The 12,971-nt window shown below is 70.5% G+C and carries 15 protein-coding genes; 9 read left to right on the forward strand and 6 right to left on the reverse strand.

From position 1 onward, the window contains the following. A complete protein-coding gene (locus tag QWM81_RS00760) occupies positions 1-1,470 on the reverse strand; it encodes an MFS transporter (protein ID WP_290109381.1) in 1,470 nt (489 codons plus the stop codon). Positions 1,471-1,720: 250 nt separating this feature from the next. Here QWM81_RS00760 and QWM81_RS00765 point away from each other — a divergent pair, with 250 nt between their 5' ends. The 3 genes from QWM81_RS00765 (at position 1,721) to QWM81_RS29050 (ending at position 3,081) form a co-directional block, all read left to right on the forward strand. Then, on the forward strand, positions 1,721-2,344 hold the full coding sequence (locus QWM81_RS00765; protein WP_290109382.1) for a TetR/AcrR family transcriptional regulator: 624 nt from the start codon (positions 1,721-1,723) through the stop codon (positions 2,342-2,344). 297 nt (positions 2,345-2,641) lie between these two features. Further along, positions 2,642-2,788, forward strand: coding sequence for a DUF1427 family protein (locus QWM81_RS00770; RefSeq protein WP_120720850.1), 147 nt, complete (start codon positions 2,642-2,644; stop codon positions 2,786-2,788). A gap of 32 nt (positions 2,789-2,820) precedes the next feature. Continuing rightward, a complete protein-coding gene (locus QWM81_RS29050) occupies positions 2,821-3,081 on the forward strand; it encodes a DUF1427 family protein (RefSeq protein ID WP_353938268.1) in 261 nt (86 codons plus the stop codon). Positions 3,082-3,151: 70 nt separating this feature from the next. On the opposite strand, the gene QWM81_RS00775 is transcribed toward QWM81_RS29050, so the two are convergent. The 5 genes from QWM81_RS00775 to QWM81_RS00795 all read right to left on the reverse strand — a co-directional run bounded on the left by QWM81_RS00775 (position 3,152) and on the right by QWM81_RS00795 (position 7,503). Beyond that, the gene (locus tag QWM81_RS00775; RefSeq protein ID WP_290109383.1) at positions 3,152-4,123 is read right to left on the reverse strand and encodes a PDR/VanB family oxidoreductase; all 972 of its coding nucleotides are present in this window, start codon (positions 4,121-4,123) and stop codon (positions 3,152-3,154) included. A gap of 44 nt (positions 4,124-4,167) precedes the next feature. After that, positions 4,168-4,401, reverse strand: a complete 234-nt coding sequence (locus tag QWM81_RS00780; RefSeq protein WP_290109384.1) for a hypothetical protein — start codon at positions 4,399-4,401, stop codon at positions 4,168-4,170. Next, positions 4,398-5,462 (reverse strand): Rieske 2Fe-2S domain-containing protein, encoded by a 1,065-nt coding sequence (locus QWM81_RS00785; RefSeq protein WP_290109385.1) that lies wholly within the window; start codon positions 5,460-5,462, stop codon positions 4,398-4,400. The genes QWM81_RS00780 and QWM81_RS00785 overlap by 4 nt, the downstream gene beginning before the upstream one ends. 25 nt (positions 5,463-5,487) lie before the next feature. Further along, a complete protein-coding gene (locus QWM81_RS00790; protein ID WP_290109386.1) occupies positions 5,488-6,858 on the reverse strand; it encodes an MFS transporter in 1,371 nt (456 codons plus the stop codon). A gap of 258 nt (positions 6,859-7,116) precedes the next feature. After that, a complete protein-coding gene (locus tag QWM81_RS00795; protein ID WP_435372299.1) occupies positions 7,117-7,503 on the reverse strand; it encodes an IclR family transcriptional regulator domain-containing protein in 387 nt (128 codons plus the stop codon). An 86-nt stretch (positions 7,504-7,589) separates the two neighbouring features. Between QWM81_RS00795 and QWM81_RS00800 the strand changes: the two genes are divergently transcribed. From QWM81_RS00800 to QWM81_RS00825, 6 genes are all read left to right on the forward strand, one after another. Beyond that, on the forward strand, positions 7,590-8,390 hold the full coding sequence (locus tag QWM81_RS00800; protein ID WP_290109387.1) for an SDR family NAD(P)-dependent oxidoreductase: 801 nt from the start codon (positions 7,590-7,592) through the stop codon (positions 8,388-8,390). Then, positions 8,384-9,274 (forward strand): 3-hydroxyacyl-CoA dehydrogenase family protein, encoded by an 891-nt coding sequence (locus QWM81_RS00805; protein ID WP_290109388.1) that lies wholly within the window; start codon positions 8,384-8,386, stop codon positions 9,272-9,274. The genes QWM81_RS00800 and QWM81_RS00805 overlap by 7 nt, the downstream gene beginning before the upstream one ends. Before the next feature lie 134 nt (positions 9,275-9,408). Then, positions 9,409-10,905 carry a sulfatase-like hydrolase/transferase gene (locus QWM81_RS00810; RefSeq protein WP_435372300.1) on the forward strand — a complete coding sequence of 499 codons (1,497 nt, stop codon included), beginning with the start codon at positions 9,409-9,411 and terminating at the stop codon, positions 10,903-10,905. A gap of 50 nt (positions 10,906-10,955) precedes the next feature. Then, the gene (locus QWM81_RS00815) at positions 10,956-11,792 is read left to right on the forward strand and encodes a cyclase family protein (RefSeq protein WP_290109389.1); all 837 of its coding nucleotides are present in this window, start codon (positions 10,956-10,958) and stop codon (positions 11,790-11,792) included. Next, on the forward strand, positions 11,789-12,145 hold the full coding sequence (locus QWM81_RS00820; RefSeq protein ID WP_290109390.1) for a beta-D-galactosidase: 357 nt from the start codon (positions 11,789-11,791) through the stop codon (positions 12,143-12,145). Before QWM81_RS00815 ends, QWM81_RS00820 begins: the two co-directional genes overlap by 4 nt. Position 12,146: 1 nt before the next feature. Beyond that, on the forward strand, positions 12,147-12,968 hold the full coding sequence (locus tag QWM81_RS00825) for a beta-keto acid cleavage family enzyme (protein ID WP_290109392.1): 822 nt from the start codon (positions 12,147-12,149) through the stop codon (positions 12,966-12,968). Positions 12,969-12,971: the final 3 nt, after the last annotated feature.

Raw genomic sequence — 12,971 nt, forward strand, 5'->3', positions numbered from 1 at the left:
TCAGGCGGCGGGGGCGGCGTCGGTTTCCGCCGGGTCCCGCAGTGGGGGGATGAACAGCGATATCGCCAGGGTCAGCGCGGTGAGCAGCGCTCCGGTCCAGAAGAGCCAGGCGTAGCCGCCGTCCTGATAGAAGGCGGTGCCGTCCACGACGGTGCTGTGTGTCGCGAGGGCGGCGAACGAGAGCGCGGTGACGATGGCGCCGAAGAAGTTGACGCCCATGTTGAGCATGCCGCTGCCCAGGCCCTGCTCTTCCTTGGACACCACGCCGACGACCAGCGCCGGAGCTCCCGCGACGACGAGGCCGGAGCCGAGGTTGGCCAGGCACGAGGTGAGGATGAGTTCGGTCTCATCGGCATGGAAGAAGCCCACCAGGCCGTAGCCGACCGCCATCAGAGCCAGCCCCGCCCACCAGATCAGCCGGGCGTCGACGGTGCGCAGGAGCCGGCTGGCGACGATTCCGGTACCGAACATCACCACGTTCCAGCTCACGCTGACGACGGCGTTGTGCTGTGCGGTCCACCCCAGACCGGCGGAGACGCCGGGGATGTGCGGGTAGAGGGCGAGCAGGATCGCCATGCCCGGCATGGTGTACGCGACGGCCTGAGCGAGCCCGCCACTGACGAGGACCAGGGCGACCGGGCGTCGGCTGAGCACCTTCAGGTCCAGGATGGGGTGGGCGCTGGAGCGCTCCACGAAGAAGAAGACGACCAGTGCGACCAGGCCGGCGGCGAGCCAGCCGAGCGTTTTGGCGTCGGCCCAGCCCCAGCTCTGTCCCTGGCCGACCGCGTAGACGACCGCGGTCAGACCTCCGCCGAGGACCAGACCACCGAGCCAGTCGAAGCCGGGTCGGCAGTCGTGCTGTGGGGTCTGGGGCACCAGCAGGGCGATCAGCCCGAAGCCGACGGCGGAGGCCGCGGCGAGGAACCACATCACGCCCTTGTAGCCCCAGCCGTCCACCAGCCAGCCGGCCAGGAACGGCGCGGCCAGGGCGACCAGGCCGACGCTGCTGCCCAGGATGGCGCTGGCCGGCTTCACCAGCCGGGCGGGGAAGATGTCCCGCACGGCGGGGAAGGACAGGGCGGCGAAGGGGCCGTAACAGCCGGCGATGGCCCGTCCGACCAGCAGCAGCCAGAAACTGCCCGCCATCGCGGCGATGACGTCTCCGACGACAGCCAGGCCGGTCATCAGGAGCATGAGCCGCTTCCTGCCGTACCGGTCACCCAGTTTCATCACGAACGGCGTCAGCAGCGTCGAGACGAGGACGACGGTCAGACCGAACCAGGCCACGTGCGTGGTGTGGAAGATCTGCGCCACGCTGGCGGTGGCATTGGCGCCCAGGATGCCGGCGGCGGCCAGCAGCTGGGTCGGCCAGATGAGCGCGATGAGTACGGCGACCAGTCGCGGGGTCCATCTCGCGGTGTCGTCGGACGAGGCTGCGTCGAGCGAGGGGCTGGCAGACGTCGGTGTCATGAAGCCGCTCCTTTCGCGAACAGGGAGGGTCGGGTTCGTGCGTGGAACGGCAGGCCGTCAGCCAGGGCTCATATCTGGCCACAGGCGCGAAACGGTCCCTCGCTTTCGGATGATGATGAGACCAATACTTAGTGCGCGCTAGGTATTGGTAGAGTGACGCACATCACATAACTGAGGGTCAGGTGTCCCCTGCCATGCGGCGGTGACACCTCGCGGGAGCCGACGACGCGCGCTCGGTACGGTTGTACGCATGGGGACACCACGCGGGCCGCGCGGCGGCTACACAACAGGGCTGGCCAGGCGTAACCAGATCCTTGAGGCCGCACTGCTGCGCTTCGGCCAGGACGGTTACCGCAAGACCTCACTGGCCCGCATTGCCCGCGACGCCGACATCACCGACGCCGGGCTGCTCCACCACTTCCGCGACAAGCAGCAACTGCTGCTGGCCGTGGTGCAGTACTGGCACGAGCGGCTCGATGAGCAATGGGTACGCGTACCCGACTCCGTACGTGACGCCTTCCGCTGCCACCTGGAAGACACCGCCGAAGCACTGAACATGCCGGGGATCCTCGAACTCGCCGTCGTGATCGGCGCCGAGGCCACCGCACCGGATCACCCCGCGCACGAGTTCTTCTCCCACTGGCAGGAAAAGGGCGTACGCGAACTCGCGGACCGCCTGCGGGCCGGCGCCGAGTCCGGTGAGCTCAAAGCGGGCCTGGACCACGAGAACATCGCCCGGGAGTGCGCGGCGCTGGACGCCGGACTACGACTGCAGTGGCTGGCCGGCGAGCGCTCATTCGACCTGATCGCCGTGATGCGCTCGCACCTGGACCGCCTGATGAGCACGATCGCGGCCGACGGCAAGGGGCTCTAGCGCTTGGCCTTCCGGGGGCGTGGCGACAGCCTGACGGCACACCCGATTCCGGGCGGCAAGCGCACCCCGCGCCGCAGTCGCACATGATGTCAGGTAGCCTGACAGAGTCGCTTCCTCGTGCCGGAGGTCTGCCATGACCGTGGAGTTCGCCCGCTTTCACCGCGCCGGAGGGAAGCGGACCAAAAACACCTTGCCCTTCATGGAGTGCCTGGAGGGCGAGCGGTACGAGAAGCCGTGCCGCAGCAGTGCGACGCGCGGCCTGCCCAGCCACCAGCGGAGCACCGGGAGCTTTTCCTGATGGCATACGTGAAGGTGCTGCTGGCCGGGATGGTGGTCGGGGTTCTGTACGTGGCACTGCGGGTGAAGGCCCCCGCTCCCCCGCCCGTCGCGCTGTGCGGCCTGCTCGGCATGCTGCTGAGCCAGGCCGCTCTGGGGGCCCTGTGACCGCCCCACGCACGGCCCGTGCGGCGGCATTCGTGCGCCGGGCGGGGGTCTCCCTCCTCGCCGGAACGGTGATGGGCGCAGTCTTCTGGGCCCTGGACGTCGCTGCACCCGCACCGCCCCTGCTGAGCCTGTGCGGACTGGCGGGCATCCTCCTCGGCGAGCGGGTCGCCACGGCCCTCCGCACGCGGTTGGCACGGCGCCGCCGACCCGCCGCCCCGGTGATCCCCACACCCTCCGGGGGCGCCCGTCCCGAGAGAGCGCCACACGCGAACTTCCCTTCCTCCCGTCCTTGACGCGCATTCCAAAGACCGGCGCCGGGAGGGGTCTCCAGACCCCGGGCGCCGCCGTCAGGCAGGAAATGGGTCACAGATCCAGGACGAGGCGCGGGCAGGCGGCGCGCGAGACGCAGATGAACATCGTGTCGTTGCGGGCCTGCTCGGCGGGGGTGAGGAGGGAGTCGCGGTGGTCCACCACCCCGTCGAGGACCACGGTCTCGCAGGTGCCACAGGTGCCCTCCTGGCACGAGGACAGGATCTGCACGCCGGCCTCCTCGACCGTCTGGAGGACGGTCTTGTCCGGGGGGACGGTCACCGTGATGCCGCTCCGGGAGAGTTCCACCTCGAAGGAGGTCGATGGGGCGTCGTCCTCCCGCGCCTTCGGAGTGAACCGCTCGATGTGCAGCGTGCCTTCCGGCCAGGAGGCACACCGCCGCTCCACCGCGTTGAGCAGGGGCTCGGGACCGCAGCAGTAGATGAGGGTGCCGGGGACGGGGCTGCCAAGCAGCCCGTCCAGGTCGAGAAGGCCGGTCTCGTCCTGGGGGCACAGTGCTACCCGGTGCGGGTGGTCCTTGGCGAGCTGCCCGGCGAAGGCCATGGTCGCGCGGCTGCGTCCGCCGTACACCAGCCGCCAGTCGGCTCCCCGCCGCTCGGCGGCGGCGATCATCGGCAGGACCGGAGTGATGCCGATGCCGCCGGCGATGAACAGGTAGCGGGCGGAGTCGGCCAGCGGGAAGTGGTTGCGGGGGCCGCGCACCCGGACCGTGTCTCCCTCGGCCAGCGTGTCGTGCACGTAGCGGGAGCCGCCCCGGCTCTCCGGCTCGCGCAGCACGGCCACGTGGAGGAGGGAAGTGTCCCCCGGGTCGCCGCACAGCGAGTACTGCCGTACCAGGTCGGGGCCCAGCACCAGGTCGATGTGGGCGCCGGGGCTCCACGCGGGCAGCCGCTCGCCGGAGGGGTGGGCCAGGCTGAGCCGGACGACGCCCTCGGCGAGGGGCTCCTTGCGCACCAGGGTCAGGTCGAGTTGGACCTCGGTGCGTTGTGGGCTCGTGATGGTCATGGTGGTTCTCTTTTCGGACCGGGGGCGGGGACCGGGGGGCGGCTTCAGGCGAAGGCCGCGTGCCGAGGCTGAGGCGTGGATGCGGGAGCGGGCTCCGGGGCAGGGCCGGGGCGGTGGTCCTCGGGGTGGCCCAGCAGCCAGTCCCACAGCTCCACCGGGTCCTCGAACTCCCGCTGCGCACGGCAGTGGCAGACGGCCAGCAGCCGGTCGGTACCGAGCACCCAGTGGATGCGGTGGACGTTCTCGCCGGAGAGGACGGGTGGGTGGAGCGGGATCATCGGGCCACCGTCCGAGCCTGCGTGGCGGCCCCCTCCTGGGCCAGGCGGGCGAGGATGCGGCGGGCGGCGAGTCCGCCGGTGTCGATGTTGATGCTCAGTTCCTGGTAGCCCGTCTTCTCACTGTCCAGGGCCTTCTGGAGCACGTTGAGGGCCACGACGTCCTGCATGACGACCGTGTGGTTGTTGGTACGCAGGAATTCGCTCACCTCCTGGTCGTCCAGGGCGAAGTCGCGCGCCACGGCCCAGAAGTCGTACGTGGTCTTCTCCGTCGACGGGGTGATGCCGTAGACGACTTCGACGTGGAAGGCGTGCGGGTCGCTGCCGTCCGGATTGGGGCCGGGTGCGCCCACGGGCGCGATGCGCGAGTGGAGCAGGTAGAGACAGGGGGCGTGGTACTCGATGTCCTGCCAGCGGGTGATCCGGCCCTCGATGCCCGTGGACTTCGCGTAGAACGGCGGGCACTCGGCGTCGTCCATATGACGGCTGACGTGGACGATGCCGGCCGTGTCGTCGGCCTCCGTGGTGATGGGCGTCTCGGCCACCTCCGGCGTACCGATGTAGCCGCCGTGCAGGTACGTCTCGTGGGACAGGTCCATGAGGTTGTCGACGAGCAGCCCGTAGTCCGCGTCGATCGGTTCCATGCCGGACACGACGGTGTAGTTGGGCGAGTCCATCCACGGGGCGCGGGGCGGCAGAGTGTCCCCCGGTTCGCGGTCGCCGATCCATACCCACACGAAGGAGTCCTGCTCGACGACCGGGTAGGTCTTCAGTCGGGCGGTGCGCGGGATGCGCTGCTGGCCAGGTACGGAGACGCAGCCGCCGTCCGTGCCGTAGGTGAAGCCGTGGTAGCCGCACACCACGCGGTCGCCGTCCAGCCGGCTGGGCGCCTGGGAGAGCGGGAAGCGGCGGTGCACGCAGCGCTCGGCCATCGCCACGGCCCGGCCGTCCTCGGTCCGGTACAGCAGGATCGGCTCACCCAGCACGGTGCGGCCGAGCAGCTCGCGGCCGACCTCGCGGCCGTAGGCGGCGACGTACCACTGATCGCGTACGAAAGCGGTCATGATCGTTTCCTTCTGGGTGTGGGTTTCAGTGCGCGGTGGCGAGTCGCACGTCAGGTGCCGGGGCGGGGCGCAGCAGCAGCAGGAGGGCCGCGGTGGCGAGGTAGATCACGCTGACGGCCAGGTAGAGCTCCTGCGGGGTCCAGCCGCTGTCGAGGAGGCCGCCCGCGACGGTGGGGGCGAGGATCGCGCCGGTGCGGCCGATCGCGAGGGCGCTGCCGAGCCCGGTGGCGCGGATGCCCGTGCCGTACGTGGCGGGAGTGAGCGCGTACAGCCCTGCCACCGAGCCGTTGGCGAACAGACCGATCACCGCGCCGAGCGTGAAGGCGAGCCCCGGCCAGGAGGTCGAGGCGATGAAGGCCGGCAGCAGTACGGCGGTGGCGATCAGGTAGGCCATGAGGACGGAGCGGAGCGCGAAGCGGGCGGCGAGCGCCCCGAGGACGGCCGAGCCGAAGATGCCGCCGACGTTGAGCAGCGTGCCGCCGGTCAGGCCCTGGTTGCCGGACAGTCCCGCCTCGACCAGCAGGGTCGGCGTCCAGCTGGTGATGAAGTAGAAGCCGGCCATGACGAGGAAGAAGGCCGACCACAGCAGCAGCGTCGCGCGGCGCAGCGCCGGGGAGAGCAACTCCCGGAAACCGGCCCCGATTCCGGTCCGTACGGTGGTGGGCTCGGGCAGCGCCTGCAGCGGCGGCTGCCCCATGCGCCGGGCCAGGGCGTTGATCCTCTCCAGGGCCCGCTTGGGCCTGCGGGAGGCCAGGAAGTCCACGGACTCGGGCAGGCGGAAGAAGGCCAGCGGGACGGCGGCGGCGGTGGCCAGGCCGCCGGCCAGGAAGACCGAGCGCCAGCCGAACTGGCCGATCATGGAGACGGCGAGCAGTCCGCCGACGGTGGCGCCGACCGCGTAACCGGCGGAGTTCAGGCTGACGGCCAGGCCGCGCCAGCGGCGGGAGGCGTACTCGCCGGCGATGACGTTGCTACAGGCCAGGACACCGCCGATGCCGACTCCGGTGAGCACGCGCAGCGCTCCGAGCTGGGCGGGCGACTGACTCACCGAGGAGAGCAGCATCCCGATCGCGGCCACTGCCAGGCAGCCCAGGATGACCGGGCGGCGGCCGATCCGGTCGCCCCAGGGGGCGACGAACATCGCGCCCAGGGCCATGCCGACCAGGCCCGCGCTGAGCAGCAGACCCAGCTCGGAAGAGCTGAGCTCCCAGCTGGCCGACACGGCTTTGCCGGTGAAGGCCATGACGAGGACGTCGAAGCCGTCGAGCATGTTGAGCACGACGCACACCGCGATCGCGCCCCACTGGAAGCGGCTCATCGGCCCCGCGTCGAGGGCGGCGCGCAGAGAGGGGCCGGTCACCGGTCCCGGCGCCGGGGAAGAGGACGGCAGATCCATGGCAGCACTCCGTTGTCGACTGCGTGGTGGTCGTCGACACCCTCCGCAAGGCGTAGGGGGGTGGGCGCGGGTGCGGCCCCGGCGGACCGGGGCCCGGGCGTCGACCGGTGCGGACCATCGTGGGGTCGGCGCCCTCGGGTCACCATGGGTCTTTCCGGATGCCGGGAAACATCTGCGAAACGCCGGCCCTGGCCGCAGGGACTTGGCTCGCGACGCGGCATGGGCGGGTACTAAAGCTTTGGCGCAGGACGGCGCGGTTCAGACCTGCGGCGTGATCATGGCGCGGGAGATCGCCCGAGCGCTCGTACAGACCAGCCGCGCCAGCGCGTGCGCGGAGGCGCTGCCATGGCGCACCACCAGCGACACCGCGGCGATCACCGCACCGTCGCCGCCGTGCACCGGCGCGGCGACCGACAGGGCGTCCATCGTGACCTGGCGGTCGCTGACCGCGTAGCCATGGGTCCGCGTCTCGGCCGGCATGCGCCGCAGCGTGCGCGGATCGCCGACCGTGCATGGCGTGAAGCGCTCGAAGGGGCCGGCGAGCGCAGCGCCTCTGTCGTTCCCACGGGACTGCCCCGCCCCTCGGCGTCGGCGTGTCCGTACGGGGCCAAGAGTCTCGGAGCAGGTGAACAGCAGATTGCGCATGGCCCATTGACCATGCGTCGAGCCGCCTCTACGTTGAACCGCATTCCGGCACGATTGATTCGCATCACGGAACCCAGGAGGTTCTCGTGGCTCTCGCTCCTGCTGTTTCTCCTCTCGCCCGCTTCACCATTGACGGGCGTTCGATTGTCATCACCGGTGCCACCGGCGCCCTCGGCAGTGCGGCGGCACGCGCCCTGAACGCCCTGGGCGCTCGTCTCACCCTTGTGGGTGGCAACGCCGACAAGCTCGACGCGCTGGCCGCGGAACTGGACGGGCCCGGACCGGTCGAGACCGTCCGGCGCAGGCCGGACACCCCGGACGATGCCGAGGCGATCATCTCCGCCGCCGTGAAGACGTACGGTGACGTGCACGGTCTGCTCGTCGCCTCCGGCACGAACCACGTCGCGCCGATCACCGAGATGAAGGTCGAGGACTTCGACGCCGTGCAGTCGGCGAACATCCGTGGCTCATGGCTGATGTGCCAGGCGGTGGGGCGGCACATGCTCGGCCGCGACGGCGGGGGCAGCGTCGTACTCGTGTCCTCCACCCGCGGCCGGCTGGGTCACCCCGCCGGATACTCCGCGTACTGCCCCTCCAAGGCCGCGGTCGACCTGCTCGGCCGCAGTCTCGCCGCCGAGTGGGGCGGTGCCGGAGTCCGGGTGAACGTGCTGGCTCCCACCGTGTTCCGCTCGGAGCTGACCGCCTGGATGTACGAGGAGGACGAGAAGGCCACCGCGACCCGCGAGGCCATGCTCGCCCGCATCCCGCTGGGCCGGCTGGCCGAACCGGAGGACTTCGCCGGGGCGTTGATCTACCTGCTGAGCGACGCCTCCTCGTTCGTCACCGGACAGGTCCTGTACCTCGACGGGGGGTACACCGCATGCTGACCGTCGCCGTCGCCGGCGCGGGGCTGATGGGCCGCGGTATAGCGGAGGTGTTCGCGGGGGCGGGCCATCCGGTACGTCTGCACGACGTCGACGCCGACGCCCTGCGCGGCGCGGTGGACAGCCTGCGGCAGCTCGACGGGCCTGTCGACGGCAGCACCGACCTGGCCGAAACGGTCACGGGAGCCGGACTCGTCGTCGAGGCCGTCGCCGAGAACCTGGAGGCCAAACGGGAGCTGTTCGCCCGCCTGGACCGCCTGTTGCCCGACGCGCTGCTGGCCAGCAACACCTCCGTGCTGCCGGTGAGCAGCATCGCCGAACGCACCACCCGCCCCGAGCGAGTGGTCGGCACCCACTGGTGGAACCCGCCCGGCCTGATCCCCGTGGTCGAGGTCGTCCGCGGGAAGCACACCAGCGAGGAGACGATGGAGCGCACCACCGCGCTTCTGACGTCCCTCGGCAAGCTGCCGGTGCGCGTCGAGCGCGACGTACCGGGATTCGTCGGCAACCGTCTCCAGCACGCCCTGTGGCGCGAGGCGATCGCGCTCGTCGCGGACGGAGTGTGCACCGCGGAGACAGTCGACACGGTGGTACGCAACACCATCGGCCTGCGTCTGGCCGCCATGGGCCCCCTGGAGAACGCCGACTACGTCGGGCTCGACCTCACCCTGGCCATCCACGAGGCCGTCCTGGCCGACCTGAACCGCTCCCCGAGCCCTTCTCCGCTGCTGCGTGAGCTGGTGGCGGCGGGCAACCTCGGTGCCAAGAGCGGCCGCGGCTTCCTCACTTGGCCCGAGGGCAGCCGCGAACGGGCAGGCGCACGCCTGGCCCGGCACATCGCCCGACAGCTCGCGGCCACGGGGGACAACGGCCCGCCCGCGGCATGACCTGCCCCCTCGGGAGTGTCTCGCCCGATCCGCTTGAGCCCATCGCGGCCCGGAGTTCCATGCGGAGCTGACACTCCTCGTTCCTCCACCCGAGCGGTTTCACCCTGCGCCCGCCGCGGTGTCCGCCCGCGCTCATGCCGGCCACCATCGAGATACGGAAGCCCATGACCAACAGCTCCAACCCGTCCAACGCCGCTGCCGACGGCATACCCCGCCGCACCCTGGGCGGGCTGCTCGGCGGAAGTGCACTTGCCGCCGTCACCGGACTGGCCATCCCAGCCTCCGCCTCTGCTGCATCTGGTGGCGGCAGTGCCCTGCGGACGGAGCAGCCGTTCCGCGCCCGGACCGATCGTCAGAGCAAGCGGCGCCCCAACCTTCTGGTGATCCTCGCTGACGATCTGGGCTGGGCCGACCTGTCCTGCTACGGCGCACCTCACATCAAGACCCCGAACCTGGACCGGCTCGCCCGCCAGGGCGTGCGCTTCACCAACGGCTACTCCGCCTCGTCGAGTTGCTCCCCGACCCGGTTCGGCCTCTACACCGGGCGCTACCCGGGCCGTACCCACGGCGGGCTGGCCGAGCCGATCGCCAACCATTCTCACGGACTGGACCCCGCCCACCCCACGCTGGCCTCCCTGCTGAAGGCCGCCGGCTATTCCACCGCGCTCATCGGCAAGTGGCACTGCGGCTTTCTGCCGGACTACAGCCCCACCAAGTCCGGCTGGGACGAGTTCTTCGGCAATCTGGGTGGCGGACTGGAGTACTTCTCCAAGCTCGGCCCGCTGGGTGAGTACGACCTGTACGAGGGCGACGCGACCTACCAGGACCTGCGCTACTACACCACCGTCCTCACCGAGCGGGCCGTGGAGTACGTAGGCCGCAGCCACGACGCGCCGTGGCTGCTGAACCTCAACTTCACCACCCCGCACTGGCCGTGGCTGACCGAGGACGACGCGGAGACCGGGGCGGTGATCGCCGCCAAGATCGAGGAGGCAGGAGGCGGCGCCGAAGCGTACACGGCCTTGCTCCACCTCGACGGCGGCTCGGTGGAGAAGTACGCCGCGATGGTGGAGAGCCTGGACACCGCCGTTGGCCAGGTGCTGGACGCGCTCCGCAGATGCGGCCAAGAGGACGAGACTCTGGTGCTGTTCGCCAGCGACAACGGCGGGGAGCGATTCTCCTACAACTGGCCACTCACCGGGGGCAAGGGAGACCTGCGGGAAGGCGGCATCCGGGTCCCCACGATCCTCCGCTGGCCCGCGCGGATCGGTGCCCACCAGGTGAGCCACGAGCCGAACCACACCATCGACTGGACCGCAACGCTCCTGGAGGTGGCCGGCGCCCGGCCGGATCGCGACTATCCGCTCGATGGTACGAGCCTGGCGGGCTACCTGCTGCGCGGCGAGCACCTGTCGGAGCGCGACCTGTTCTGGCGGGTCCGGGCCAACCGCGCGCTGCGGCGCGGCCACTGGAAGTACTACCAGGACTCCTCCGGCGCCGACCACCTGTACAACCTGGCCTTGGACGCCCGGGAGCAGGCCGATCGCGCCGCCGACAAGCCCCAGCTGCTCAAGGAACTCAAGGCGGCCTGGGAGAAGACCGCCGCGACCCTGCTGCCCTACCCCAACTGACGTACGAACCCGTCCGGACACCACCGATCAAGAACGAAAGGCAGAACACCATGTCCAACACCCCCTTCACCTGGCCTCTCGGCCCCAACGAGCAGGGCCTCGAGTTCTACGACCTCTCCCACCCGTGGGGGCACGGCACGCCGTGCTGGCCCTACTTCGAGGACGTGAAGATCGAGCGCCTGCACAGCATGTCCAAGTCCCGCGTCCTGACCCAGCGGATCACCACGGTCATGCACTCGGGCACCCACATCGACGCCCCCGGCCACGTCGTGGAGAACACCCCGCTGCTCGACGAGATACCGCTCAGCTCCTTCTTCGGCACCGGCGTCGTCGTCTCGATCCCCAAGAAGAAGTGGGAGGTCGTCACCGCCGCCGACCTGGAGGCGGCCACCCCGGAGATACGCCCCGGCGACATCGTCATCGTCAACACCGGCTGGCACCACACCTACGGCGACAACAGCGACTACTACGCCTACTCGCCCGGCTTCTACAAGGAGGCCGGAGAGTGGTTCGCCGCCAAGGGCGTCAAGGCCGTCGGAACCGACACCCAGGCCCTCGACCACCCGCTGGCCACCGCCATCGGCCCGCACGGCCCGGGCGCTCCGAACGGCCTGCTGCCGTGGGCCTGCGAGGAGTACGAGGCCGAGACCGGCCGCAAGGTCCTCGACGACTTCCCCGAGTGGGAGCCGTGCCACCGCGCCATCCTGTCCAAGGGGATCATCGGCTTCGAGAACGTCGGCGGCGACCTGGACAAGGTCACCGGCAAGCGCGTCACCTTCGCCGCGTTCCCCTGGCGCTGGACCGGAGGTGACGGCTGCATCGTGCGTCTGGTCGCCATCGTCGACCCCACCGGCGCATACCGGATCGAGAAGGGTGAGCGGGGATGAGTCCGATGCGCGTCACCCGGCTCCAGCAGGCCCCGCCGTACCAGCCGCCGTCGCACCACGGCGTCGGCGCAGTGCGGCTGCAGGGCCACGAAGCCGGGCCGACCGCACGTTTCTGGACCGGGCTGTCGTACTACCTGCCCGGCGGAGCGGCGGACGCGGCGCCGACGGCGGAGGAGACGGTGTACGTCGTCCTCGACGGCGAGGTCGTGGTCACCGCCGACGGCCATGAGGAGGCTCTGCGGCCCTACGACTCCGTACACCTGGCCAAGGGACAGATCCGCTCGGTGGAGAACCGCTCCAAGCGACCCGCCACTCTGCTCGTCACCATCGCACTGCCGGACGGGGAGGGCTGACGTGGGCGTCGTCATCACCGTCGCGCCCACCGGGCCGATCGCCACCAAGGCCGACAACCCCCACCTGCCGACCTCACCGGAAGAGATCGCCGAAGCCGTCGCCGACGCCTACCAGGCCGGCGCGTCGGTCGCCCACATCCATCTGCGCGACGAGCGCCAGCGGCCGACCGCCGACCTGGACATCGCACGCCGGACCATGGACCTGATCGAGGCACGCTGCCCGATCCTGATACAGCTCTCCACCGGAGTGGGACTCAGCGTGCCCTTCGAGGAGCGGGAGCGGCTGGTGGAGCTACGACCCCGCATGGCCACCCTCAATCCCTGCTCGATGAGCTTCGGCGACGGCGAGTTCCGCAATCCGCCGGACAAGGTACGCCGTCTCGCGGCCCGCATGCGCGAGCTCGGCATCAAACCGGAGCTGGAGATCTACGACACGGGGCACCTGGAGGCGTGCCTGCGGTTGTGGAAGGAGGGGCTGCTCGCCGAGCCGCTGCAGTTCTCCCTCGTCCTCGGCGTTCGCGGCGGCATGGCCGCCACCGCGGACAACCTCCTCACCATGGTCCGCCGACTGCCACCGGGCGCGATCTGGCAGGTCATCGCGATCGGACGGCACAACCTGCCGCTCACCGCGATGGGCCTGGCGCTCGGCGGCAACGCCCGCGCAGGTCTGGAGGACACCCTGCACCTGCGCAAGGACGAGCTCGCCCCCGGTAATCGGTCCCTCGTCGACCGGGCGGTCACCCTGGCCCACGACCTGGACCTGCCCCTCGCCGGGATCGAGGAGACCGAACAGCTCCTCGGCCTGCCGGACCGCAAGAGCTGAGGA

The organism is Streptomyces ficellus (assembly GCF_030406405.1).
GTDB lineage: Bacteria > Actinomycetota > Actinomycetes > Streptomycetales > Streptomycetaceae > Streptomyces > Streptomyces ficellus_B.